Below are 22,218 nucleotides of genomic sequence, written 5' to 3'. Positions count from 1 at the left end.
TTCTGCCCGGATGGGGGCTGTTCTGCCCGGATCGGGGCTGTTCTGCCCGGTCAGGGCGCGGACGACGCGCAGCCGCAGGACTCCCGGAGGAGCAGCTCCCCGCGGAACAGCGTGTGGTGCGCCTTGTCGGGTGTGAAGTCGATGATGGTGTCGATCGCAGCGCGGGCCATCTCGCGGACCGGCTGCTTGAAGGAGGTGAGCCGCGGAACGCTGAACGCGGACTCCGCGGTGCCGTCGTAGGAGATGATCCGGAGGTCCTCCGGGACCCGGAGCCCGAGGTCCGCCGCGCCGCGGAGGACGCCGATGCCGAGGAGGTCCGAGCCGGCGAAGACGGCGTCGGGCCGGTTCGGGGTGTCCAGGAGCATCCGCGCCGCCTCGATCCCGCCCTCGCGCGTCCAGGTGGTGGTGACCACCGGTCCGGGCTCCAGGCCGATCTCCTCGATCGCCTCGGCCCAGCCCAGCACCCGCGGGTCGGTGGTGTCCTGCGAGCTCGCGCCGATGACGAGGCCGACGGAGCGGCAGCCGTGCACCTCGGCGAGGTGCTGGACGACGGTGCGCGCGCTGTGGCGGATGTCGACCCCGACGCTGGCGGCGCCGTCCGCGGGATGGAAGGCGTCGATCCACATCACGGGGACGGGGATCGCGTCGAGGGAGGAGCGGTCGCTCGCGTGCCGCACGCTCGAGAGCATCACCCCGTCGACCCCGCGCTGCGCGATCTCGTCGAGCAGCCGCACCTCCGTCTCCAGGCTCTCGTGCGAGTTCGCGATGAGCAGCGCGTAGCCGCGCTCCGTGGCCGCGATCTCGAGCTGGAGGGCGTACTCGGAGAAGAACGGGTTGCTCACATCGGCGACGATGAGGGCGAGGGTGTGCGTCCGGCCGGTGCGCAGGGCGCGGGCGGTGGAGTTCGGCCGGTAGCCGAGCTCCTCCATCGCCGTCCGCACGCGCTTCGCCGTCTCGGGAGTGACGTGCTTCGCCCCCGTCATCACGTAGCTGACGACGGCCGAGCTCACCTGCGCTCGCTCCGCGACGTCGTTGCGGGTCGGGCGCTTGCGGGGGGTGGTGGTGTCCGGCACGGGGTCTCCTCGAGTAAGCGACGATCGGCGGAGAGGGGGACACGATCGCCCCCTCTCCGCCAGTCTGGCCGACGGGCTACTGGAACAGCGCGTTCACCTGATCGTTCGCCGACGACAGCGACGACGGCTCGGCCTGGCCCTCGAACACCGCGTCGACCGCCGGCTGCATGATGCCGTTGATCTTCGCCGCGTTGTCGGAGATCGGGAAGAGGAACGTGGTGCCCTCGTCGACCTGGCCGGTGAACGCCGTCACGTCGATCCCGCGCTCCGCGAAGGCGGCCTGGGCCGCGTCCGAGCCGGAGGGGATGGCCGGGAAGACGACGCCGGCGGCGCCGATGACGTTCTGGCAGTCGGCGGAGGCCATGTACTCGACCCACTTGGCCGAGGCGGCCTTGTTGTCCGAGCCGGACCAGATGGAGTCGGCCAGTCCGTTGAACATCGTGGCGCGCTTGCCGTCGGGGCCGGTCGGGGTCGGGGCGGTGCCGACCTGGATGTCCTTGAGGCCGTAGAAGGAGTTGATGTTCCACGAGCCGTTGGTGATCATCGCGTACTTGCCGGCGCCGAAGGTCTGCGTCGAGTCGCTGCCGGTGACGGCCGCGAGGGAGGGCATGTAGCCCTCGTCGATGACCTTCGCCATCCAGCCGATGGTCGCCTGGAAGCGCTCGTCGTCGTAGTTGTACTTCGTGCCCCAGGGGTTCTTGTCGGTGTAGCTCCAGCCGGTGGTGCCGGCGTACATCGACCACTGGGTCTGGCCGTTGCCGCCGCCGGACTGGCCGTCGAGGCCCAGGCCGTAGACGGCGACGCGGGTCTTGTCGAAGCCGGCCTCGTCGCCGCGGACGCCGTTGACGTCGACGGTGAGGTGCGCGATGGCCTTCTCGTAGCTGCCGCCGTCGTCCGGGTTCCAGTCCAGGCCGGCGATCTGGTCGGCGGTGTAGCCGCCGTCCTCGACGAGGGCCTGGTTGTAGAAGATCGCGGTGGTGTCCCAGTCCTTCGGGAGACCGTAGCGCTCGCCGTCCTCGCCGACCCAGAGGTCCGCGAGGCCCTTCTGATACTGCGAGACGTCGACGCCGTCCTTCTCGACGACGCCGTCGAGCGAGACGACCTGGCCGTTGTTCACGAAGTCCGCGAACTTCGAGAGGTGGTCGGTGAACACGTCGGGGGCCGTGCCGGCGACGAAGCCGTTGGTGAGCTTCGTCCAGTAGTCGTCCCAGGAGTACTGCGAGATCGTGACGCTCACGTCCGGGTTCGCGGTGTGGAAGTCGTCGGCGCACTGCTGGTAGGCGGCCTTCTGGTTGTTGTCCCAGAGCCAGTAGTCGATGGTGCCGGAGGCGGAGCTGGTGTCGATGTCGGCGCTGTCGCCGCCACCGCTCGCTGCGCCGCCGGAGCCGCCGACGCAGCCGGTCAGTCCGAGGGTGAGGACGGTGGTGCCGGCCAGGACGGCGGCGGATCGTCGGAGGATGCGGGTCATGGTGCTGGTTCCTGTCTGCTGCTTCATTGCACGGGAGGGAAGGGAGAGGGAGAGGGAGGAAGGGGAAGGGGAGGAAAGAGGGGAAGGGGAAGGGGAAGAAAGAGGGAAAAGGGGAAGCGGGCGGAGAAGAGGGAGGGTCGGTCACTTCACGCCCGAGAAGCCGATGGAGTCGACGATGCGACGTCCGAAGGCGAGGAAGAGGAGGAGGACGGGGATGGCGGCGACGACGGTCGCGGCCATCAGTCCGGCCCAGTCCGGGCTGCCGCCCGGGGTCTGCGAGCGGAAGACGCCCAGGGCCACGGTGAGCACGCGGCTGTCCTCGGTGTTGCCGGCGAGCAGCGGCCAGAAGTAGTCGTTCCAGGTGTTGATGTAGGTGAGGATGCCCAGCGTCGCGAGCGGCGCCGTGCTCATCGGCACGATGAGGCGGAAGAAGATCCGCAGCTTGCCCGCTCCGTCGAGCTCGGCCGCCTCCTCGATCTCGCGGCTGATGCCGAGGAAGAACTGCCGGAGGAAGAACACCGCGAAGGGGGTCATCAGCAGCGTCGGCAGCGAGAGCCCGATGAAGGAGTTGAGGAGCCCCAGATCGCGCATCAGGACGAAGTTGGGCAGGGCGGTGAAGATCGGCGGGACCATCAGCGCGGTGAGGAAGAGGAAGAAGACGGCGTCGCGGCCGGGCCAGCGCAGTCGCGCGAAGGCGTAGGCGGCCAGGGAGCAGAAGAGCAGCTGGCCGAGGGTGACCAGGGTCGCGTAGGCGACCGAGTTGCGCAGGTAGAGCCAGAAGTTCACGGAGGCGCCCGACCCGCCCTCGGCGAGGGCCTGCTCCTGGGTGGAGAAGCCCAGGACGCGGGCGAAGGCGCCCCAGGTGAAGTCGACGGGCAGCAGCGAGGTCGTGTCGCTGGCGAGGGCGTTCCCGGTCGAGAACGCGGTGCGCACCATCCAGAAGAACGGGAAGAGGGTGACGACGAGGGCGAGGATCAGTGCGATCCAGGCGACGACGCGGCCGAGGGAGGGGCGGCGGGCCGGTCGGGTGCGCGCGGGGACGGGCGCGGCGGACGCGGCGGCGGCGGGATCGAGGGCGACGGGAGCTGCAGTGGACATCGGCGTTCCTTACGCGAGGTCGGACTGGTCGGCGCGCAGCAGCCGGAGCTGGATCAGCGCGACGCCGGCGAGGATGACGAGGAGGACGACCGAGATCGCACTGGCGTAGCCGAAGTCGTTCTCGCCGAAGCCGACCTGGTAGATGTAGTACTGCATGACCCTCGTGGCGTTGACCGGGCCGCCCCGGGTGGTGACGGCGACCGTGTCGAAGACCTGGAACGAGCCGGTCACGGTGACCACGAGGACCAGCGCGAGCACCGGCCGCAGCAGCGGCAGGGTGATCTTCCAGAACGACCGCCACTCGCTCGAGCCGTCGATCGCGGCCGCCTCGTAGACGTAGCTCGGGATGAGCTGCAGGCCGGCGAAGACCAGCAGCGCGGTGTAGCCCATGTGCCGCCAGACGTTGACCAGCGCGATCGTCGGGATCGCCCAGTTCGAGTCGGCGAAGAACGGGATGCGGGTGAGCCCGAGGTTCTCGATGACGCTGTTGACGAGGCCGAGCTGGTAGTCGAGCAGGAGGAACCAGATCATCGCCGCGATGACGTTCGAGATCAGGAAGGGCAGCAGGATCGCCCCGCGGATCACCACGGACTGGGTGAGGCGGTGCATCAGGACGGCGAGGCCGACCGCGACGACCGTCTGGACGACGATGTTGATCAGGACGTACTCGAGGGTGACGCCGACCGAGTTCCAGAACAGCGGGTCCTTCGCCAGGCGGAGGTAGTTGTCGAAGCCGATGTACGACGGCGCGCTCATCAGGTTGTAGTCCGTGAAGCTGAGGTAGATGCCGCGGATCGTCGGGACGACGTAGAAGGCTCCGAAGCCGACGGCGGCGGGGAGGATGAACGCGAGCGCGACGAGCAGCTCGGAGCGGCGCGCCCGGCGCCGGCCGAGCGACATCGTCGGGCGGATCCGGACCGCGTCGGCGCCCTGGCGGGTGCGCCCCTCGCGGAGAGCCGTCATCGTGCGCACCCGGTTCGTCGCGCGTTCGACCGTCGTGAAAGCAGCAAGAGATGACTCCTTCGTCATTGTCCGAGCAGGTGAGGAGGCGCCCGTTCCGCGGTGCGGGGGAGCGTGCTGCGAAGGAAGCTACACGAGTAACCGGGAGGAATTCAACTGTTGAATGATTGTTCTTACATAACTACAGTCGGGCTCGGCTCCGAGCAGTGCTGCCGGGTCGGAGAGAGAGCATCATGACGATTCCGCCCGTGGATCCCGCACGCATCGCCGTGCAGATCGACCCCGACGGAGCCTTCGCCGACGTCCGAGGCTCGGGCGTCCGCGTCCACCTCGTCGAGACCGGCTCCGGCGGTCTGCGGGTCGAGGTCGGAGCCGTCGCCGCCGTCTCGCGGGTGCGGCTGCGCTGGGCCGCGGCGATCCCCGAGGACTGCCTGGTGCTCGGGGACGCGTGGGAGCGCTCCTACGGCGAGCTCGAGTGGCGCGGCGTCCGCGCCGAGCGGGTCCTGCCCTGGACGGCCCTCGTGCACCACCCGCGCACGGGCAGGACCGACGGCTGGGGCGTCGAGGTGGGCGGCGCCTCGCTCGCCTTCTGGCAGGTCGACCGGCGCGGAGTCACTCTGACGCTCGACCTGCGCAGCGGCGGTGCGGCGGTCGTCCCCGGCGACCGCGTGCTGACCGCGGCGATCGTGCACGTCGTCTCCGGCGGTCAGGGGGCGCTCGCCGTCCAGCGGTCGCTCCTCCGCCGGCTCTGCCCGCAGCCGCTCACGACGGGCGGACCCCTGGTCGGCGCGAACAACTGGTACTACGCCTACGGACGCGACTTCGGCCTCGCCGCCGTCGTCCGCGACGCGCGCACGATCGCGGACCTCGTCGGCGACCACGCGGTGCGCCCGTTCGGAGTCGTCGACGACGGCTGGAGCTCCGCCGGGACCGCCGACGGCCTCGCGGCCTCACCGGGTCCCTGGCGGGCGGGGCGCCCGGACCGCTTCCCCGACATGGCCGAGGCGGCGGAGGCCGTCCGCGCCGAGGGCGTGCGGCCGGGCGTCTGGTTCCGGCCGCTGCTGACGCGCGAGGAGCCGATCGAGGGAGTGCGGGCCGGGCGGGACGGGGCGCTCGCCCTCGACCCCAGCTCGCCCGCCGTCCTCGAGCTCGTCGCGGAGGACACGGCGCGCCTCGGCGGCTGGGGCTTCGAGCTGATCAAGCACGACTTCTCGACCTACGACCTCCTCGGCGCGTGGGGTCCGGACTTCGGCGCGGCGCCCGGCTCCGGGCCCGCGCTGCACGACCCCTCCGTCACCACGGCCGAGGCGCTCGTGCGCTTCTACGCGACGGTGCGCGCGGCCGCCGGCGAGGCGCTGGTGCTGGGCTGCAACGTCGTCGGGCACCTCGCCGCCGGGCTCGTGCACGCCCAGCGGGTCGGCGACGACACCTCGGGCCTGCACTGGGACCGCACCCGCCGCGTCGGCGTCAACGCCCTGGCGTTCCGCCTCGCCCAGCACGACGCGTTCTTCACCCTCGACGCGGACTGCGTGCCCAGCACGACCGCCACCGACTGGGCGCTGAACCGCCGGTTCCTCGACCTCATCGCCCGCAGCGGGACCGCGCTCTTCGTCTCCGTCGATCCCGCGACGCGGACCGACGCCGTCGACGCCGACCTCGCGCAGGCGCTGCGGCTGGCGCTGGACGGCGGCACGCCCGGGGGAGTCGCTCCGCTGGACTGGCTGCACTCGCCGACGCCGTCGCGGTGGTCGGCGGGCGACGACGTCCTCGAGTACGACTGGGTCGGCCTAGGAGGTGCCGACGCCTTCGAGCCGTTCCTCGCCGGGAGTCCGGACCCGGCACTCTGAGCGGGGGCGGGCACGGCGCCCGCCCCCGCTCCGTGCGTCAGACCCGCGCCGACGCCGGGAGCGGCTCGCCGACCGCGACCGGCGCGTCGCCGTGGTCGGGGATGGGCAGTCGTGCCCCGTTCTGCCGGGCGGACTCCATCGCGACGAGCCCCGGCAGGGTGTAGCGGGCGGCGACCCAGGCGTTCACGGTCGGCAGCGTGCCGGTGGAGACGGCGCGGACGAAGTCGTCCACCAGGAAGTGGTGCGAGCCCTCGTGGCCGTTCGGCGCGCCCTCGAGCTCGCCGGGGAGGCGTGCGGCCTCCTCCTCGTGCACCGGTGCGTGGCCGCTGACGAAGGCGGCGCGCAGGGCGGGGGAGACGTTCTCGAGGCGCGGGTCGTCGTCCGCCATCGTCGCGGTCGTCGCGAGCTGCTCGGTCACGTCCTCGACGCCCTCGCCGGTCTGCCAGACGCTCGTCTGCACGAGCTGCTCGAAGACGCCGGTGGTGCCGAAGAAGCGGAAGCGGCTCTCGCGGAGGAAGGACGGGTAGCCGACCCGGCGGAACTCGTTGATGCGCATCGAGCCGCCGCCGTCGAGCTCGAACAGCGCGGTCATGTTCGAGAAGTCGTTGCCGAACATGCTGACGTCGGTGTCGAAGACCCCGTCGTCGAGGTGGTCGCGCATGCCCGTGCAGCTCACGCTGGTCGCGTGCATCGGCACGGCTCCCAGCACGCCGCCGATGGAGTGGGTCGGGTACCACATCGGCGGGTAGCTGGCGGTCGACTTCCAATCGTCGCCGCCGCTGTAGCGGTAGGCGTCGTAGAAGCCGTGGTCCATGTCGTGGAGGTAGTCGCCCTCGAGGTAGAAGACGCGGCCGAAGGCGCCCTCCTCGTGCTTGCGCCGCGCGAAGACCGTGGCCGGGTTGTACTGGCTGGTCTCGCCCATCATGTAGGTCAGGCCGGTCGCCGAGACCAGCTCGATGATCTCCGCGATCTCGTCGGCGTCGCTCGCCATCGGGACGGCGGAGTAGACGTGCTTCCCCGCGCGCAGCGCCCGGGCGACCAGGGGTCCGTGGGTCCAGCGCTGCGTGAACAGCGCGACGGCGTCGACCGCCGGATCGGCGAGCATCGCCTCGAAGCTCTCGTGCGTCCCGGCCAGTCCCTCCGACTCGACGAGCGTCTCCGCGCGGCCGTCGAGGACATCGGTCACGGTGATCGCGCCGACTCCGGGGTGGCGGTGGAAGAGATCGGCGAAGTGGCGGCTGAACTGGCCGGCGCCGACGATTCCGAGGGTGAAGGTCATGATTTCTCCTGAGAGCCGACGACGATCGGTGGCGCGGCGGACCCAGTTCAGCACGCGGGTTTACTCGTGTCAATAACGCGGAACGCGAGGATCTGGACGGCGCGGAGCCGCGCAGGAGCGGCCCGCGTCTAGGTCAGGTACTCGACGTCGTCGTACTGCACCGCGTCGTCCGGCTCGAACTCGTCGACCGGCACGTCCTCGTGCTCGAGGATGACGGCGACACCGGGGGAGACGAGCACGCAGACCTCGCGGTCGCCGGCGACGGTGAAGCTCACCATGCCGCCGCGCTCGCGGACGGCCTCGACGAGCTTCTTCTCCAGCTCCTCGGTGTCGAAGGAGAGGGCGAGCAGGAAGCGGCGACCGTCGATGCTGAGGCTGGTGCGCCGGGTCGTGGGAGCAGGCGTCGGCCCGCGCCGATCGGAGCCGGGGGTGACGGCGCGCACGCGCATCGGGGAGGCGTGCATCCGGATCACGGAGTTCATTCGGGATCCGGCCGGGACTCGTGGTGGCGGAGACCGTGCGAGCGACGGTCCTCCTTCATCTCGGACTCGAAGAGGTGGCGGCGACCGGCGGCGAGCTCGTCGCGCGCGGCGCGCTCCTGCTCGCGGAAGGCGGCGTAGTAGCCGTCGTCGTAGTCCTCGACGATCTGGAACGTCCAGCGGCCCTCGATGACGTTCCGGCCGACCAGCTCCTTCTCCAGAGTGTCGGCCAGCGCGTCGCGCCCCGCCTCGCGGAAGGCGTCGACCGCCTCGCCGAGCGCGAGGTCCGCGGCGCCGGTCAGCCGGTGGAAGCCGTAGAGGAGCCCGCGCGCGTGCTCGACGGTCTCGAGCGCCTCGGAGAGCTTGCCCAGCGCAGCGACGGTGGCGTCGTCGAGACCGTCCGGACGCAGGTGCGCGGAATCGGGGTGGTCGTGTGAGCTGGTCATCTCCGAGAGCTTAGGCCGACCGTATTCCGCTGTGACCCCCTTGCGCCGCCGGCCGGAACCGGTCGTCCCGCGGCTGAGCGGTCTCGAAGGCGGGCGTTCAGGCGCGGCGGATCGGCGCGAAGCCGTCGGTCTTTCCGGGGTCGTGGAAGTCGCGGACCAGCCGGGCGACGAGGTCCGGCTTCTCCACGATCACGCCGTGGCTGGCGCGCGGGACGACGGCCAGCTCGGCGTCCGGGATCGCGTCGTACATCGCCAGGACGTGCTCGAAGCGGATCTCGTCGTCGTCGCCGAAGAGGAGGAGCGTCGGCACCGCGAGGCCGCGCAGGTCCGCGGTGGTGAGCTCCGGCTCGCTGGCGTGCAGCGCGTCGAGCTTCGCGACGACGACGTCCCAGTGCGCGGCGCCGTCGGGCGACACCTCGGCGTAGCTCTCCCTCAGGAACTCGGGGGCCTCGCCGTCGAGCACGCCGGGCAGCCAGCCGTCGCGGTGGAAGACGCCGGAGGAGAAGACCAGGCTCGCCACGAGGTCGGGGCGGCGGAGGGCGACGTGCAGGGCGACGATCGCGCCGTCGCTGTGGCCGAGGAGGTGCACGGGGGCGCCGGGCAGCGACTCGATCAGGGCGATCGTGTCGCGCGTCATCGCGGCGAAGCTCAGGGGAGCGTCGGTGTCGGCCGTGCGGCCGTGGCCGCGCTGGTCGGGCAGGTGCAGCGTGTAGTCGCTCCGCAGCTCCGCCACCAGCGGCTCGAGGGACCGCGAGTCGGTGCCGCCCGGGTGCAGCAGGACGAGGGCGGGGCCGTCGCCGATCCGGCGGCTCTGGAGCGGTACGGCGTCCTCGACCATGCGGCGAGCGTAGCCCTGCGCTCGCGCGGCGGGAAGGCGCGCCGTCAGCGGGCGGGGATGCGCACCGGGAGCGCGACGAGGCGCACGTCGCGCAGCTCGCCGTCCTCGGCGACCGCGGTGAGGTAGGTGCAGGCCGGCTGGCGGCGGCGGTCGGTCGGCGAGCCGGGGTTGAGCAGTCGCATCCCGGCCGCGGTCCGCGAGTCCCAGGGGATGTGGCTGTGGCCGAAGACGAGCAGGTCGGCGCCGGCGTGGGCGGCGTCGGCGCGCGCCTCCCGGCCCGCCGCGGGGCCGGTCTCGTGCACGACGCGGACGTCGAGCCCCGCGATCTCCGCGCGGGCGACCTCGGGGAGGCGCGCTCGGAGCCCGGCGGGATCGTTGTTGCCCCAGACGCCGAGCAGACGCGCGGCGCGGGACTCGAGGGCGTCGAGCGCCGCCTCGTCCACCCAGTCGCCGGCGTGCACGACCAGGTCGGCCTCGTCCACCGCCCGCCAGACCTCGTCGGGCAGCGCCTTCGCGCGCTTGGGGAGGTGGGTGTCGGCGAGCAGCAGCAGCCGCACCGGGCCGTCGAGCCGCAGCATCGGCGCGGCGGGTCGCCCGTCCGGCATCAGAGCGCGGGGCCGGGGGTCGGCTCGACCCCGCCGTCGGCGCCGGGCTCCTCGGCCGTCGCGGAGTCGCGGAGGCGGGCGTCGAGGGCGTCGAGCGCGGGGACGAACCAGAGGTGGTCGCCGCGGTTCGACTCGACGACGAAGTCGTGCAGGGTGCTCGAGGCCGAAACCTGCTCGGTGATGTCGCCGACGACCACGAGCCGCTTGCCGTACATCACGAAGCGCTGCACGAACTCGCCGGCGATGCCGGAGCGGAGCCGGAAGAACTCCGGATCGAGGCGGCCGACCGGGACGACGATCGTCTCGGCGTCGCTGCCGTAGATCTCGCCGATGACCGCGAGCGCGTCCTCCGAGGTGGAGAGGGCGGGCCCGTCGTCGTCGACGAGGAGGAGGGGGACGCCCTGGCGGGTCTCGGTGCGCATGGACCCAGCCAACCACGTCGCTCCGCGCACGTCACTCCGCGCGGAACGAGCGCAGCCGCAGGCTGTTCAAGACCACGAAGACGCTCGAGAACGCCATCGCGGCCCCCGCGACCAGCGGGCCGAGCAGGCCGGCCATCGCGAGCGGGATCGCCGCCACGTTGTAGGCGAAGGCCCAGAACAGGTTGCCCCGGATGACGCCCAGGGTCCGCCGGCCGAGCCGGAGCGCGTCGGGCACGCGGGCGAGGTCGTCGCCGACCAGGGTGACGTCGCTCGCCTCGATCGCCGCGTCTGAGCCGGCGCCCATCGCGATGCCCAGGTCGGCGGCGGCGAGGGCGGCCGCGTCGTTCACGCCGTCGCCGACGAAGGCGACCGTGCGGCCCTCGGAGCGCAGCCGCTCGATCACCGCGAGCTTCTCCTCCGGCAGCACCTCGGCGATCACCTCGTCGAGGCCGACCGCAGCGGCGACGGCCGTGGCCGCGCGCGGATTGTCGCCGGTCAGCATCAGCACGCGCAGCCCGCGGGAGCGCAGCGACGCGACGGTGCGCGCCGCCTCGGGCCGCGGCTCGTCGCGGAGGACGGCGAAGCCGCGCAGCTCGCCCTCCCAGCCGATCCCGACGACGGTTCTGCCGTCGGCCGCGGCCTGCTCGGCGCGGGCGGCGAGGTCGCCGGGTGCGTAGCCCCACTGCTCGTCGAGCCAGCGCAGGCGCCCGGCGACGACGAGACGGCCGTCGATCCTCGCGCGGACTCCGAAGCCGGCGCTCGCGCGGAACCCGGTCGCCTCGGGGACGGTCAGCCCGCGCTCCTCCGCGCCGCGGACGATCGCGGCGGCGAGGGGGTGCTCGGACCCGCGCTCGACGGCCGCGAGCAGGCGGAGGGACTCGTCGTCACTGGCTGCCGCGACGGTGAAGGCGCCGGTGGTCAGCGTGCCGGTCTTGTCGAGGACGACGGTGTCGACGCGGCGGCTGGTCTCGAGAACCTCGGGTCCGCGGATCAGGATGCCGAGCTGCGAGCCGCGGCCCGTGCCGACGAGGACGGCGGTGGGCGTGGCGAGCCCGAGTGCGCAGGGGCAGGCGACGATCAGCACGGCGACGGCGGGCGAGACGGCGGCGGCGAGGTCCGCGCCCGAGAGCAGCCAGCCGACGAAGGTCGCCAGCGCGAGCACGACGACGACCGGCACGAAGACGGCGGAGACCCGGTCGGCGAGGCGCTGCACCCGCGCCTTGCCGGCCTGCGCCTGCGAGACGAGGCGGCCCATCCGGGCCAGGGTCGTGTCGGAGCCGACGCGGTCGACCCGGACGGTGAGCACGCCGTGCGCGTTGAGCACGCCGCCGGTGACGACGGAGCCGGGCCCGACCTCGACGGGGACGCTCTCGCCGGTCAGCAGGCTCGCGTCGACGGCGCTCGATCCGTCGAGGACGGTGCCGTCGGCGGCGACGACCTCGCCGGGTCGCACGCGCAGGCGGTCGCCGACCGCGAGGGCCGCGGCGGGGACGCGCTCCTCGGTGCCGTCGGCGGCGACGCGGGTCGCCTCCTTCGCGCCGAGCCTCAGCAGCGCGCGGAGGGCGGCGCCGGCGTCGCGCTTGGAGCGGGCCTCGAGCCAGCGGCCGGCCAGCACCAGCACGGGAACGGCGGCGGCGACCTCGAGGTAGATCTCGTCGTGGCCGGAGCGGGTGCCGAGCAGCTCGAACGGCATGCTCATCCCCGGCCGGCCGGCGTCGCCGAGGAAGAGGGCGTACAGCGACCAGGCGAAGGCCGCGGTGGTGCCGAGGCTGATCAGGGTGTCCATCGTGGTCGTGCCGTGCCGCAGTGCCCGCCAGGCGGTGCGGTGGAAGGGCCAGGCGCCCCAGACGGCGACGGGCGCGGCGAGGGTGAGGCAGAGCCACTGCCAGTTCGCGAACTGCAGCGCGGGGATCATCGACAGCAGCACGACCGGTGCGGCCAGCAGGGCCGAGATGGTGAGGCGGGTGCGCAGGACGCGGCGCTCGGCCTCGGCGGCCTCCTCCTCGCGGGAGGGGGCGCCGTCGTCCGTACCGTCGTCCGCGACGGGCGTCGCTCCGGAGACCGTTGCCGTGTAGCCGGCGGCCTCGACCGCGGCGATCGCGTCGGCGGCCGTGGTGCCCTCGGGCAGCGCGAGCGTGGCGCGCTCCAGGGCGAGGTTGACGCTCGCGCGGACGCCGGGGAGCGCGTCCAGGCGGCGCTCGACCTTGGCGACGCAGGACGCGCAGGTCATCCCGCCGATCGCGAGCTCGAGCTCCGCGGGTGTCTCCGTGCGGCCGGTCGGGGCGGCGTCGGCCATCTCTGCGTCGGCCGTCTCAGGCCAGGGGCGCGAGGCGGTACCCGGCGTCGGCGACGGCGGCCGCGATCTCCTCGCGGCCGAGCGGACGGGAGGAGCCGACGGTGACGGTGGAGACGCCGTCGGGGAGGAGGGAGATGTCGATGCTGTCGACCTCGGGGTAGGCGGCGAGCTCCTCGGTGACGCTGCGCACGCAGTGCTCGCAGGTCATCCCGGCGACGCCGAAGCTCTGCACCGAGGCGCCGCCCGCGGCGGAGCCGTGACCGGACGCGTGGCCGGAGTCGTGACCGCCGCAGGCGCAGGCGCCGCCCGACCCGCAGCCGCCTCCGGACCCGCCCGCGGCTCCCTTGGCGGTGAGTCCGAGATCGAGGTGCGCGGTCATGCTGTTCTCCTTGCCTGGGGCGGGGGGCCCGGCGGAGGGATACCCCCCGGGGGTACTCCCATCGTAAGCCCGTCCGCGCTCGCGGGCAAGGCGGAGGCGGAAGGCGGGAGAATCGACGGAGGAGCGCCGCGGTCCCGAGTGCTCCGGGGGAGGGGACATGGCCGCCGCACCGACGCCCGACTGGGGCGCCCCGCCGCCGCACGCCTCCGCGCAGCCGCTGCCCTCCGATCCACTGCCCCCGCGGCGCCGCTTCGAGCCGACCGCGCTGATCACCTCTCCGGCCGAGGCCCGCCGGGCGCGAGGCGCGCTCGCCGCGCAGCTGCGCCAGACGTCCCCGGCGAACCGGCGGCGGCTGGCCGAGTTCGCGGCGGTCGCCGACGGGGTCGCGCTGCTGCGCGGCCGCGAGTTCGACCGGGCGCTGCGGCGGATCGGGGCCCCGGCCGCCGCCGTCGCTCCGGACGCCACGGGCGTCGTCACCCTCGGCGCGGACGGACCGGCGCTCGCCGGGGAGCGCGCCGACGCCCTGGCCATCGCGGACTGGAGCGACGTCCTCTCGGTCGAGGTCGGCACGGTCGCGCACGGCGCCTTCCGCGTCCGCGCCGTCGTGCTCGCCGTGCTGGCGGCGCGACCGGAGCGGGGTGCCGCCGCGGGTCAGGGCTTCCGGGGCCTGGTGTCCGACGCGGCCCGCGCCTCCGCGGCCGCCCTCGCCGCGCGGGCGCGCCGCCGCGTCCTGGTGCCGCTCGTGGTCGCCTCCCCGGGGCCGCTCGGCTGGACCGTCGCCGACGACCGCACCTTCCTCCTCGCCCTCGACCGGGTGCGCCGCGCGCACGGCGCCCGATGAGGGCCCGGCTGCCGTTCGCGCTCGCCGCGATCGCCGCGCTCGCGCTCGGGCTCGCCCTGCGCTTCCTCCTGATCGGCCTCTTCGCCGACCTGGCCGGCAGCGTCCTCTACGTCGTGCTCGTCGCGCTGCTGGTCTGCGTGCTGCTGCCGCGGATCCCGGCGGTGACCGCCGCGGGGATCGCCCTCGCCTGGTCGATCGCGATGGAGCAGCTCCAGGCGATCGGAGCGGCCGCCCGACTGGTCGAGCTGTGGCCGCCGCTGCGGCTCGTCGTCGGCAGCACCTTCTCCTGGCTGGACATCGCCGCGTACGTGCTCGGCGCGGTGGTCGCCGCCGCCGTGCTGATCGCGGTGGCGCCGCGCGGTCGCTTCGAGCGCGAGGAGCCGGGGCGGGACGAGCCGGGCCGCGGGGAGCCGGGGGAGCTCCGCCCGTAGGGTGGGCCCATGCACGAGGCGACACCGGCACTGCCCCCCGCGAACGACCGGGCGCACGCGGACGACCGGGCGCACGACACCCGCCGCGACCGCCGCACGCCGGAGCCCGTCGACCGCTTCGCCACCGGCGAGGAGTTCCCGGAGTACCGGGTCGACCTCGAGCGCATCCGCTTCTCGCCCTACTTCGCCCGGCTCTCCGCGGTGACGCAGGTGATCTCGCCCTCCGGCGTCGGCCAAGTCGTGCACAACCGGCTGACGCACTCGATCAAGGTCACCGCCGTCGCCCGCGCGATCGCGATGCAGCTGACCACCACCGACACCGCTCAGCGCGAGCTGGTCGAGCGCCTCGGCGGCTGCGACCCGGTCGTCGTGCAGGCGGCGGCCAGCGCGCACGACCTCGGCCACCCGCCGTTCGGGCACCTCGGCGAGCAGGCGCTCGACCGCCTCGCACGCGAGAAGCTCGGCCTCGAGGAGGGCTTCGAGGGCAACGCGCAGTCGTTCCGGATCCTCTCCGAGCTCGACGTCTGCGAGACGGTCGAGGCGGGGCTGAACCTCACCGCCGCCTCGCGCGCCGCGGTCCTCAAGTACCCGTGGGGCCGCACCGTCTGCCGGCCGGACCTCGAGACCGCCGACCCGACCGAGCTGCCGCGCGGCTCGACCGCGAGCCGCTGGGAGACCGCGCCGCCCAAGTTCTCGGCCTACACCCTCGACCTCGACGACCTGCTCGACTCCCGCACCGGCTTCACCGCGATCGCGCCCTGGCAGCAGACGCTGGAGTGCTCGGTGATGGACGTGGCCGACGACATCGCCTACTCGCTGCACGACCTCGACGACTTCTACCGCGCAGGCGTGCTGCAGCAGGCGGCCGTCGCCGTGGAGTTCCGCGCGTTCCTCCGCGAGCAGAACGCGCTGGCCGCCCTCGACGCCGACGAGCTGTGGGCGCGGGCGCCCGGCCACTCGCTGGAGATGCTGCGGCGCCGGCTGGTGGCTCGCGACCCGTGGATCGCCAGCGACGAGCACTTCCGCTCCTCCGTCGAGCGGGTCTCGGCCGAGCTGGTGGAGGGCCTGCTCGCCGTCCCCTTCGACGGCTCCACCCGCACCGAGCGGGCGATCGAGTCCTTCGTCTCCTCCTGGATCGGCCGGCTGCAGCGCTCGGTGCTCGTGCTCGCCGAGCCGAACGTGCGCTCGGGGCACCTGACGCTGCTCCCCGATGCCTGGCACGACGTCGCCGTTCTGAAGTTCGTGCACACCCGCTTCGTCATCGACCGGCCGGACTTCGCGACCTACCAGCGCGGTCAATCGCAGGTGCTCGGGACGCTGGTCACCCACCTCGACGCCTGGCTCGACGATCCGCGCGACGGCCCGCGCGCCCCGCAGAAGCTGCTCGACCTGATCGAGCTGGCGACCGACGGCTACTTCCGCCTCCGCGCCGACCGCCCCGAGTGGCTGCCGGCCGGCGAGCGTGGCCGCCCGCGCGTCGATGCGGAGTCGCTCCAGCGCCTCGGCCGGGCCCGCGGCGTCGTCGACTACGTGGCGACCCTCACCGACGAGCAGGCGATGGCGCTCGCCGCCCGCCTCCGCGGCGACCGCGAGCCCTGGGCGATGGGGACCTGAGGCGGCACGCGCTGCCCGCGGCTGTCGTCCGCACCTCCCTCCCTGCTCGCCTCCGCCCGCACCTCCGCTGCATCTCCGGCTCGCGAAACCGGCTCCGGCTCGCGAAACCAGCGGACTCCGACGAGCCGAGGCGGTTTCCGCGAGCCGAAGCTCGGCCGCCTGGAACTCCGCCGCCACCTCCGGCACGTGGTTCCGGCCTCGGCTCGCGGGATCCGCCTGTTCCGGCGAGCCCAAGCTGTTTCCGCGAGCCGAACGTCGGTGACCCGGGCCTCCGGCTCGCACTTTCGGTCACGGCTCGTGGGATCCGGCCGTTCTGGCGAGCCGGAGCTGGTCCCGCGAGCCGAAGCTCGGCCGCCCGTTCCTCCGCCGACACGTCCGGCTCGCGATTCCGGCCTCGGCTCGTGGGATCCGCCAGTTCCGACGCGCCGAGGCGGTTTTCGCGAGCCGAATGTCGGCGACCCGGACCTCCGGCTCGTGATTCCGGCCTCGGCTCGCGAAACACGGCTGTTCCGGCGAGCCGAGGCTGATATCGCGAGCCGAACGTCGGTGGCCCGGACCTCCGGCTCGCGGTTTCGGCTACGGCTCGTCGGATCCGCCTGTTTCGGCGAGCCGGAGCAGTTTCCGCGAGCCGGAGCTCGGCGGCCGTCACGTCCGGCTCGCGATCTCAGGTCCGGCTCATGGAATCCGGCTGCTCCTGCGAGCCGAAGCCGTTTCCGTGAGCCGGAGGTGCGACGAGCGCCGGGTGGTTGACACCGGAGGGTCGCCTGTGGCCACCCGGAGAGCACCCGCGAGAACGCGCGCGATTCCGCGCCAGAGCGCGCAGCAGGCCCCCGGAGTGTGCATGTCGCCGCCGTCCAGCCCGCGTCCAGCAAGCGTCGGGTGAACGACAGCGTAAAATCACGGGGGCACATGCCGAGATCGACAACTCGATAGGGAGTTCCGTTGGACGGAAACGCAACGACCACGCACCGCAACGTCGCATTGCTGTCCGTCGCTACCACGATGGCCCCTCGGGTGACCACGTCGGAAGAGATCGACGTGCGACTGGCGCCGGCGCTGAAGCGGCTGCGACTCCCCACCGGACTCCTCCAGCGCGTCGCCGGCGTGCAGGAGCGGCGCAACTGGGGTCCCGAGCAGGGCTTCGACGGCGCCGCGATCGAGGCGGGCAAGCGCGCGCTGGCCGAGGCCGGCATCCGGCCCGACCAGATAGGGCTGATCATCAACACCTCGGTCACCCGCAAGCACCTCGAGCCCTCGGTCGCCGTGCGCCTGCACCACGGGCTCGGCCTGCCCTCCTCCGCGATCAACTTCGACATCGCGAACGCCTGCCTCGGCTTCGTCAACGGCATGACGCTCGCGGCCCAGCTGATCGACTCCGGCCAGATCAAGTACGCGATGATCATCGACGGCGAGGACGCCGACGAGATCCAGGTCAACACGATCGAGCGCCTCAGCCGCGAGGGCATCAAGCGCAAGGACTTCATGAGCGAGTTCGCGAGCCTGACCCTCGGGTCCGGCGCCGCGGCCGCGATCCTCGGCCCGGCCGACGAGCACCCCAAGGGCCACCGGATCCTCGGCGGCATCACCCGCGCGGCCACCCAGTTCAACGAGCTCTGCGTCGGCAGCGTCGACGGGATGTTCACCGACGCGAAGGCGCTGCTCAAGGGCGGCATGGAGCTCGTCGTCTCCGCCTGGAAGGAGGCGAAGCGCGACTGGAGCTGGGGCGGGATGGACCGCTACATCATGCATCAGGTGTCGGACGTGCACACCAACGCCTTCGTGAAGGCCGTCGGCATCGACCCCGAGCTGGTGCCCACCACCTACCCGACCCTCGGCAACGTCGGCCCCGCGTCGATCCCGATCACCCTCGCGCAGGAGTCGAAGACCCTCGAGCCGGGCCACCGCGTCCTGCTGCTGGGCGTCGGCTCCGGCATCAACACCGCGATGCTCGAGATCGCCTGGTGAGCGCCGCCGCCGGCCGGCACCCGGCCGCCAGGATCCGCCGCGCACTCGGCTCGACCTCGGCGGCGGAGCTGCCGCCGGCGGGACTGGACGGCCTCGATCCGTCCTGGTCGCGCCTCGTCGACGCGCCCGATGCGCACGGCGTCCCGCGCCGCTGGCACCTGCTCGACACGCACGAGGCGCTGGGCGGCGTCGAGCCGCTCGGCACGATCCTCTGCGTGCACGGCAACCCGACCTGGTCCTACCTCTGGCGCGCCCTCGCCGCCGCCACCGTCGCGGCCGCCCGCCGCGGCGAGCCGGCCTGGCGCGTCGTCGCCGTCGACCAGCTCGAGATGGGCTTCTCCGAGCGCACCGGCGAGCTGCACGCCCTCGCCGACCGCGTGCGCGAGCTCTCGAACCTCACCGACGTGCTCGGCCTGACCGACGTCGTCACCCTCGGCCACGACTGGGGCGGAGTCGTCTCGCTCGGCTGGGCGGTCGACCACCCCGAGCTCCTGCGCGGCACGATGCTGCTCAACACGGCGATCCACCAGCCGGCCGACGCGCCGATCCCCGCGCCGCTGCGGCTCGCGCTCGCCTCCGGCGTCCTCGGCGCCTCGACCGTCGGCACGCCCGCGTTCCTCGAGACGACGCTCGCCCTCGGGCACCCGGCGATCCCGGCCGCCGTCAAGGCCGGCTACCGCGCCCCCTACCGCTCGGCGGAGCGACGGGGCGGGGTCGGCGGGTTCGTCGCCGACATCCCGGTCGGCCCCGCGCACCCGAGCCACGCCGAGCTGGAGCGGATCGCAGCGGGCGTCCGCGCGCTGGAGACGCCCGCGCTGCTGCTCTGGGGCCCGCTGGACCCGATCTTCTCGGACCGCTACCTCGACGACCTCGTCGACCGCCTCCCGCACGCGCAGGTGCACCGCTTCGAGGGCACCGGCCACCTGCTCGCGGAGGACGTCGACTACTCCGCCGCGGTGCTGACCTGGCTCGGCGACGTCACCGCCGGCGTCCAGGCGCCCGACGTGCACCGCCCGACCGTGCCGATCGAGCCGCTCTGGCGGCACCTCGACGAGCGCGTCGAGGACGACTCGCTCGCGCTGGTCGAGATGGCGCCGCCCGGCGGAGGCGGACCGCGCTCCGTGTCCTGGCGGCTGCTCTCGCAGCGGGTCCGCGAGCTGGCCGCGGGGCTCCGCGCCTCGGGCGTCGCCCCGGGCGACCGCGTCTCGCTGCTCGTGCCGCCCGGCGCCGATCTCACCGCCCTGCTCTACGCCTGCCTCCGGATCGGGGCCGTCGTGGTCGTCGCCGACGCGGGCCTGGGCCTGCGCGGGCTGACCCGCGCCGTCCGCGGCGCCTGGCCGGACCTCGTCGTCGGCGCGCTGCCGGGGCTCGCCGTCGCCCGCGCGCTCGGCTGGCCGGGCGGCCGAGTCTCGACGCAGACCCTGCCGCGCGCCTCCGCCCGCACGCTCGGCGTCGACACCTCGCTCGGGCAGCTGATCGAGCTCGGCCGCGCGGAGCTCGACGCCTCCGCCGACGCGCTCGGCGAGGCGCCCGCGGCCGACGCGACCGCCGCGATCCTCTTCACCTCCGGCTCGACCGGCCCCGCGAAGGGCGTCGTCTACACGCATCGCCAGCTCGCCGGGGTCCGCGACGCCCTGGCGCGCCAGTACGGCATCGGACCGGGCACCGGACTCGTCGCCGGCTTCGCGCCGTTCGCCCTGCTCGGCCCGGCACTCGGCACCCGCTCGGCGACGCCGGACATGGACGTCACCTCGCCGCGGACGCTCACCGCGCGCGCCGTGGCCGCGGCGGCGGCGCGCGTCGACGCGACCGTCCTCTTCCTCTCGCCCGCCGCGCTCGCCAACGTCGTCGCCACCGCGGGCGACCTCGACGCCGACGATCACCGCGCGCTCGCCGGCGTCCGCACCTTCCTCTCGGCCGGAGCCCCCGTCGCCGAGGGGCTGCTCGGGCAGGCCCAGGCGCTGATGCCGAACGCCTCGGCCCGCACGCCCTACGGGATGACGGAGGGCCTGCTGCTGACCGACGCGTCGCTCGAGGGCATCCGCGCGGCCGCCGCGGACGACGATCCGCGCGGGGGAGTCTGCGTCGGCGTCCCGGCCGCGGGCGTGCGCCTCCGGATCGCTCCGCTCGACGACGACGGGCAGGCCGCTCCCGAGCCGGCCGAGCTGGTCGGCGTCACGGGCGAGATCGTCGTTTCGGCCGGGCACGTCGAGGACCACTACGAGCGGCTCTGGCTCACCGACCGCGCCGCGCGCCGCGGCGCCGTCCCGGGCGAGCGCTGGCACCGCACCGGCGACGTCGGCCGGATCGACGCCGACGGCCGGCTCTGGGTCGAGGGCCGGCTGCCGCACGTGATCGTCACCGCCGAGGGCGTCGTCACGCCCGTCGGGCCGGAGCAGCGGATCGAGGCGCGCGTCGCCGCGGTCTCCCGCGCCGCGATCGTCGGCGTCGGGCCCCGCGGAGTCGCGCAGCTGGTCGCGGTCGTCGAGCGGCACGAGGGTGCCCGCCGCACGCAGCTCGCGTCCGAGGAGCTCGCCGCCGAGGTCCGCGCGGCCGTGGGCGCACCGGTCGCGGCCGTGCTCGTCGTGCCGGCGCTGCCGACCGACATCCGGCACAACTCCAAGATCGACCGGGCCGCGCTCGCGCGCTGGGCGGAGTCGATCCTCGCCGGCGGCCGGATGGTCGCGCCGTGAGGGTCCTCGTCACCGGGGCGAGCGGGCTGCTCGGCGGCGCCGTCGCGGCGGGGCTCGTCGCGGCGGGGCACGAGGTCCGCACCTTCCAGCGCCGCCCCTCGGGAGTGAGCGGGGTGGAGGACGTCCGCGGCTCGCTGGCCGACTCGGGCGCCGTCGAGGCCGCGGTCGAGGGCTGCGAGGGCGTGGTGCACCTCGCAGCGAAAGTGTCGCTCGCGGGCGATCCCGCCGACTTCGTCCGGGTGAACGTCGACGGGACCCGGGATCTGCTGGCGGCCGCCGCGCAGGCCGGCGTTCGGAGCTTCGTCCAGGTGTCGTCGCCGTCGGTCGCGCACTCCGGCGCCTCGATCATCGGCGAGGGCGCCGAGCCCGCCGATCCCGAGCGCGCCCGCGGCGACTACGCCCGCACCAAGGCGCGGGCCGAGCTGCTCGCGCTGGCCGCGGATGCGCCGGGCTTCGCCGTGGTCGCGGTCCGCCCGCACCTGGTCTGGGGGCCGGGCGACACGCAGCTCGTGGCGCGCATCGTCGAGCGCGCCCGCACCGGCCGGCTGCCGCTGCTCGGCGACGGCCAGGCGCTCATCGACTCCACCTACATCGACAACGCCGCCTCGGCGATCGTCGCCGCGCTCGGGCGGGCGGAGGCGGTGCACGGCCGCGCGTACGTCGTCACCAACGGCGAGCCCCGGCCGGTCGCCGAGCTGCTCGCCGGGATCTGCCGCGCCGCCGGCGTGCAGCCGCCGAGCTGGTCGGTGCCCGCGGGCGTCGCGCGCGCCGCCGGCTCGCTCGTCGAGCGCGTCTGGGCGGTGCGCCCGGGCGAGGACGAGCCGCCGATGACGCGCTTCCTCGCCGAGCAGCTCTCGACCGCGCACTGGTTCGACCAGCGCGCGACCCGCGCCGACCTCCAGTGGACGCCCGCGGTGACCCTCGACGAGGGCCTCGCCCGCCTGGCCGCCTCCTACCGCTGACACGACGAACGCCCCCCGCGCGAGTGCGCGAGGGGCGTCCGTCGTCAAGCCTGCTGGTGGAGCGGCCCGCTCCGCGGGCGTGCCTTCATGCTGATCGCTTCCATGTCGATCGAGTAGCCCGCGCAGCGGGCGTATCGAGATCCACCACCGCTAGAAGTCGAGTCTGCAGACCCGCCCTTCTGACAACGCCGGGTCTCGATACGCCCCTGCGGGGCTACTCGACCACCATGAGGCGGGCCTGCTCGACCCGCAGTGGTTGCCGCCACCGCAGGACCGCGCCCCCTTCCTGCTGATCGAGTAGCCCGCTCCGCGGGCGTATCGAGATCCACCACCGTTCGGAGGTTGGTTTGCAGTCCCGCCCTGCTGAGCACGCCGGGTCTCGATACGCCCCTGCGGGGCTACTCGACCAGCATGAGACGGGGCTGCTCGACCCGCAGTGGTTGCCGCCACCGCAGGACCGCGCCCCCTTCCTGCTGATCGAGTAGCCCGCTCCGCGGGCGTATCGAGATCCACCGGCGGCAG

At 73.7% G+C, this 22,218-nt stretch carries 19 protein-coding genes; 7 read left to right on the top strand and 12 right to left on the bottom strand.

What is annotated here, in order from left to right; genetic code table 11:
• Window positions 1-50: 50 nt before the first annotated feature.
• The 4 genes from MT353_RS06580 to MT353_RS06565 form a co-directional block, all read right to left on the bottom strand.
• Window positions 51-1,073, bottom strand: a complete 1,023-nt coding sequence (locus MT353_RS06580; protein ID WP_243623899.1) for a LacI family DNA-binding transcriptional regulator — start codon at window positions 1,071-1,073, stop codon at window positions 51-53.
• A 76-nt stretch (window positions 1,074-1,149) separates the two neighbouring features.
• The gene (locus MT353_RS06575; protein WP_123736733.1) at window positions 1,150-2,541 is read right to left on the bottom strand and encodes a sugar ABC transporter substrate-binding protein; all 1,392 of its coding nucleotides are present in this window, start codon (window positions 2,539-2,541) and stop codon (window positions 1,150-1,152) included.
• Window positions 2,542-2,682: 141 nt separating this feature from the next.
• The gene (locus MT353_RS06570) at window positions 2,683-3,639 is read right to left on the bottom strand and encodes a carbohydrate ABC transporter permease (RefSeq protein WP_243598267.1); all 957 of its coding nucleotides are present in this window, start codon (window positions 3,637-3,639) and stop codon (window positions 2,683-2,685) included.
• A gap of 9 nt (window positions 3,640-3,648) precedes the next feature.
• On the bottom strand, window positions 3,649-4,539 hold the full coding sequence (locus MT353_RS06565; RefSeq protein ID WP_123732896.1) for a carbohydrate ABC transporter permease: 891 nt from the start codon (window positions 4,537-4,539) through the stop codon (window positions 3,649-3,651).
• A 308-nt stretch (window positions 4,540-4,847) separates the two neighbouring features.
• Between MT353_RS06565 and MT353_RS06560 the strand changes: the two genes are divergently transcribed.
• The gene (locus MT353_RS06560) at window positions 4,848-6,446 is read left to right on the top strand and encodes a hypothetical protein (protein WP_243623898.1); all 1,599 of its coding nucleotides are present in this window, start codon (window positions 4,848-4,850) and stop codon (window positions 6,444-6,446) included.
• Window positions 6,447-6,483: 37 nt separating this feature from the next.
• Here MT353_RS06560 and MT353_RS06555 read toward each other — a convergent pair whose 3' ends face one another.
• The 8 genes from MT353_RS06555 to MT353_RS06520 form a co-directional block, all read right to left on the bottom strand.
• The gene (locus MT353_RS06555; protein ID WP_243598269.1) at window positions 6,484-7,725 is read right to left on the bottom strand and encodes a Gfo/Idh/MocA family protein; all 1,242 of its coding nucleotides are present in this window, start codon (window positions 7,723-7,725) and stop codon (window positions 6,484-6,486) included.
• 128 nt (window positions 7,726-7,853) lie between these two features.
• Window positions 7,854-8,207 carry a hypothetical protein gene (locus MT353_RS06550; RefSeq protein ID WP_123736736.1) on the bottom strand — a complete coding sequence of 118 codons (354 nt, stop codon included), beginning with the start codon at window positions 8,205-8,207 and terminating at the stop codon, window positions 7,854-7,856.
• Window positions 8,204-8,650 (bottom strand): hypothetical protein, encoded by a 447-nt coding sequence (locus MT353_RS06545; protein WP_123705394.1) that lies wholly within the window; start codon window positions 8,648-8,650, stop codon window positions 8,204-8,206. The genes MT353_RS06550 and MT353_RS06545 overlap by 4 nt, the downstream gene beginning before the upstream one ends.
• A 97-nt stretch (window positions 8,651-8,747) precedes the next feature.
• Window positions 8,748-9,488 (bottom strand): alpha/beta fold hydrolase, encoded by a 741-nt coding sequence (locus MT353_RS06540; RefSeq protein WP_243623897.1) that lies wholly within the window; start codon window positions 9,486-9,488, stop codon window positions 8,748-8,750.
• A 44-nt stretch (window positions 9,489-9,532) separates the two neighbouring features.
• Window positions 9,533-10,093, bottom strand: coding sequence for a metallophosphoesterase (locus tag MT353_RS06535; protein ID WP_243623896.1), 561 nt, complete (start codon window positions 10,091-10,093; stop codon window positions 9,533-9,535).
• Window positions 10,093-10,515 carry a DUF4180 domain-containing protein gene (locus MT353_RS06530; protein ID WP_123446650.1) on the bottom strand — a complete coding sequence of 141 codons (423 nt, stop codon included), beginning with the start codon at window positions 10,513-10,515 and terminating at the stop codon, window positions 10,093-10,095. Before MT353_RS06530 ends, MT353_RS06535 begins: the two co-directional genes overlap by 1 nt.
• Window positions 10,516-10,546: 31 nt before the next feature.
• The gene (locus tag MT353_RS06525) at window positions 10,547-12,811 is read right to left on the bottom strand and encodes a cation-translocating P-type ATPase (protein WP_243623895.1); all 2,265 of its coding nucleotides are present in this window, start codon (window positions 12,809-12,811) and stop codon (window positions 10,547-10,549) included.
• Window positions 12,812-12,827: 16 nt separating this feature from the next.
• Window positions 12,828-13,190, bottom strand: a complete 363-nt coding sequence (locus MT353_RS06520) for a heavy-metal-associated domain-containing protein (protein ID WP_243623894.1) — start codon at window positions 13,188-13,190, stop codon at window positions 12,828-12,830.
• A 157-nt stretch (window positions 13,191-13,347) separates the two neighbouring features.
• Here MT353_RS06520 and MT353_RS06515 point away from each other — a divergent pair, with 157 nt between their 5' ends.
• The 6 genes from MT353_RS06515 (at window position 13,348) to MT353_RS06490 (ending at window position 21,696) form a co-directional block, all read left to right on the top strand.
• A complete protein-coding gene (locus MT353_RS06515; RefSeq protein WP_243615983.1) occupies window positions 13,348-14,031 on the top strand; it encodes a hypothetical protein in 684 nt (227 codons plus the stop codon).
• A complete protein-coding gene (locus tag MT353_RS06510) occupies window positions 14,028-14,462 on the top strand; it encodes a DUF2809 domain-containing protein (RefSeq protein ID WP_243623893.1) in 435 nt (144 codons plus the stop codon). The genes MT353_RS06515 and MT353_RS06510 overlap by 4 nt, the downstream gene beginning before the upstream one ends.
• 9 nt (window positions 14,463-14,471) lie before the next feature.
• Window positions 14,472-16,076 carry a deoxyguanosinetriphosphate triphosphohydrolase family protein gene (locus tag MT353_RS06505; protein ID WP_123446646.1) on the top strand — a complete coding sequence of 535 codons (1,605 nt, stop codon included), beginning with the start codon at window positions 14,472-14,474 and terminating at the stop codon, window positions 16,074-16,076.
• 1,002 nt (window positions 16,077-17,078) lie between these two features.
• Window positions 17,079-18,041: a 3-oxoacyl-ACP synthase III gene (locus MT353_RS06500; protein ID WP_374204700.1), complete on the top strand. Its 963-nt coding sequence runs from the start codon at window positions 17,079-17,081 to the stop codon at window positions 18,039-18,041.
• 32 nt (window positions 18,042-18,073) lie between these two features.
• Window positions 18,074-20,734 (top strand): alpha/beta fold hydrolase, encoded by a 2,661-nt coding sequence (locus MT353_RS06495; RefSeq protein ID WP_374204699.1) that lies wholly within the window; start codon window positions 18,074-18,076, stop codon window positions 20,732-20,734.
• Window positions 20,731-21,696: an NAD(P)-dependent oxidoreductase gene (locus MT353_RS06490; RefSeq protein ID WP_243623890.1), complete on the top strand. Its 966-nt coding sequence runs from the start codon at window positions 20,731-20,733 to the stop codon at window positions 21,694-21,696. The genes MT353_RS06495 and MT353_RS06490 overlap by 4 nt, the downstream gene beginning before the upstream one ends.
• The last annotated feature ends 522 nt before the right edge of the window (window positions 21,697-22,218 follow it).

Origin of the sequence: Rathayibacter sp. VKM Ac-2927 (assembly GCF_022815525.1) — a bacterium.
Taxonomy (GTDB): Bacteria; Actinomycetota; Actinomycetes; order Actinomycetales; family Microbacteriaceae; genus Rathayibacter; species Rathayibacter festucae.
Note: the sequence above shows the minus strand (reverse complement) of the source record. Positions and strands in the feature narration are given on the sequence as shown.

Excerpts from the sequence above, each read along its gene's own strand:
- MT353_RS06575 (WP_123736733.1), bottom strand. The coding sequence starts at position 2,541 with ATGACCCGCATCCTCCGACGATCCGCCGCCGTCCTGGCCGGCACCACC.
- MT353_RS06545 (WP_123705394.1), bottom strand. The coding sequence starts at position 8,650 with ATGACCAGCTCACACGACCACCCCGATTCCGCGCACCTGCGTCCGGAC.
- MT353_RS06540 (WP_243623897.1), bottom strand. The coding sequence starts at position 9,488 with ATGGTCGAGGACGCCGTACCGCTCCAGAGCCGCCGGATCGGCGACGGC.
- MT353_RS06570 (WP_243598267.1), bottom strand. The coding sequence starts at position 3,639 with ATGTCCACTGCAGCTCCCGTCGCCCTCGATCCCGCCGCCGCCGCGTCC.
- MT353_RS06555 (WP_243598269.1), bottom strand. The coding sequence starts at position 7,725 with ATGACCTTCACCCTCGGAATCGTCGGCGCCGGCCAGTTCAGCCGCCAC.
- MT353_RS06535 (WP_243623896.1), bottom strand. The coding sequence starts at position 10,093 with ATGCCGGACGGGCGACCCGCCGCGCCGATGCTGCGGCTCGACGGCCCG.
- MT353_RS06500 (WP_374204700.1), top strand. The coding sequence starts at position 17,079 with ATGGCCCCTCGGGTGACCACGTCGGAAGAGATCGACGTGCGACTGGCG.
- MT353_RS06510 (WP_243623893.1), top strand. The coding sequence starts at position 14,028 with ATGAGGGCCCGGCTGCCGTTCGCGCTCGCCGCGATCGCCGCGCTCGCG.
- MT353_RS06515 (WP_243615983.1), top strand. The coding sequence starts at position 13,348 with ATGGCCGCCGCACCGACGCCCGACTGGGGCGCCCCGCCGCCGCACGCC.
- MT353_RS06525 (WP_243623895.1), bottom strand. The coding sequence starts at position 12,811 with ATGGCCGACGCCGCCCCGACCGGCCGCACGGAGACACCCGCGGAGCTC.
- MT353_RS06520 (WP_243623894.1), bottom strand. The coding sequence starts at position 13,190 with ATGACCGCGCACCTCGATCTCGGACTCACCGCCAAGGGAGCCGCGGGC.
- MT353_RS06565 (WP_123732896.1), bottom strand. The coding sequence starts at position 4,539 with ATGTCGCTCGGCCGGCGCCGGGCGCGCCGCTCCGAGCTGCTCGTCGCG.
- MT353_RS06550 (WP_123736736.1), bottom strand. The coding sequence starts at position 8,207 with ATGAACTCCGTGATCCGGATGCACGCCTCCCCGATGCGCGTGCGCGCC.
- MT353_RS06505 (WP_123446646.1), top strand. The coding sequence starts at position 14,472 with ATGCACGAGGCGACACCGGCACTGCCCCCCGCGAACGACCGGGCGCAC.
- MT353_RS06530 (WP_123446650.1), bottom strand. The coding sequence starts at position 10,515 with ATGCGCACCGAGACCCGCCAGGGCGTCCCCCTCCTCCTCGTCGACGAC.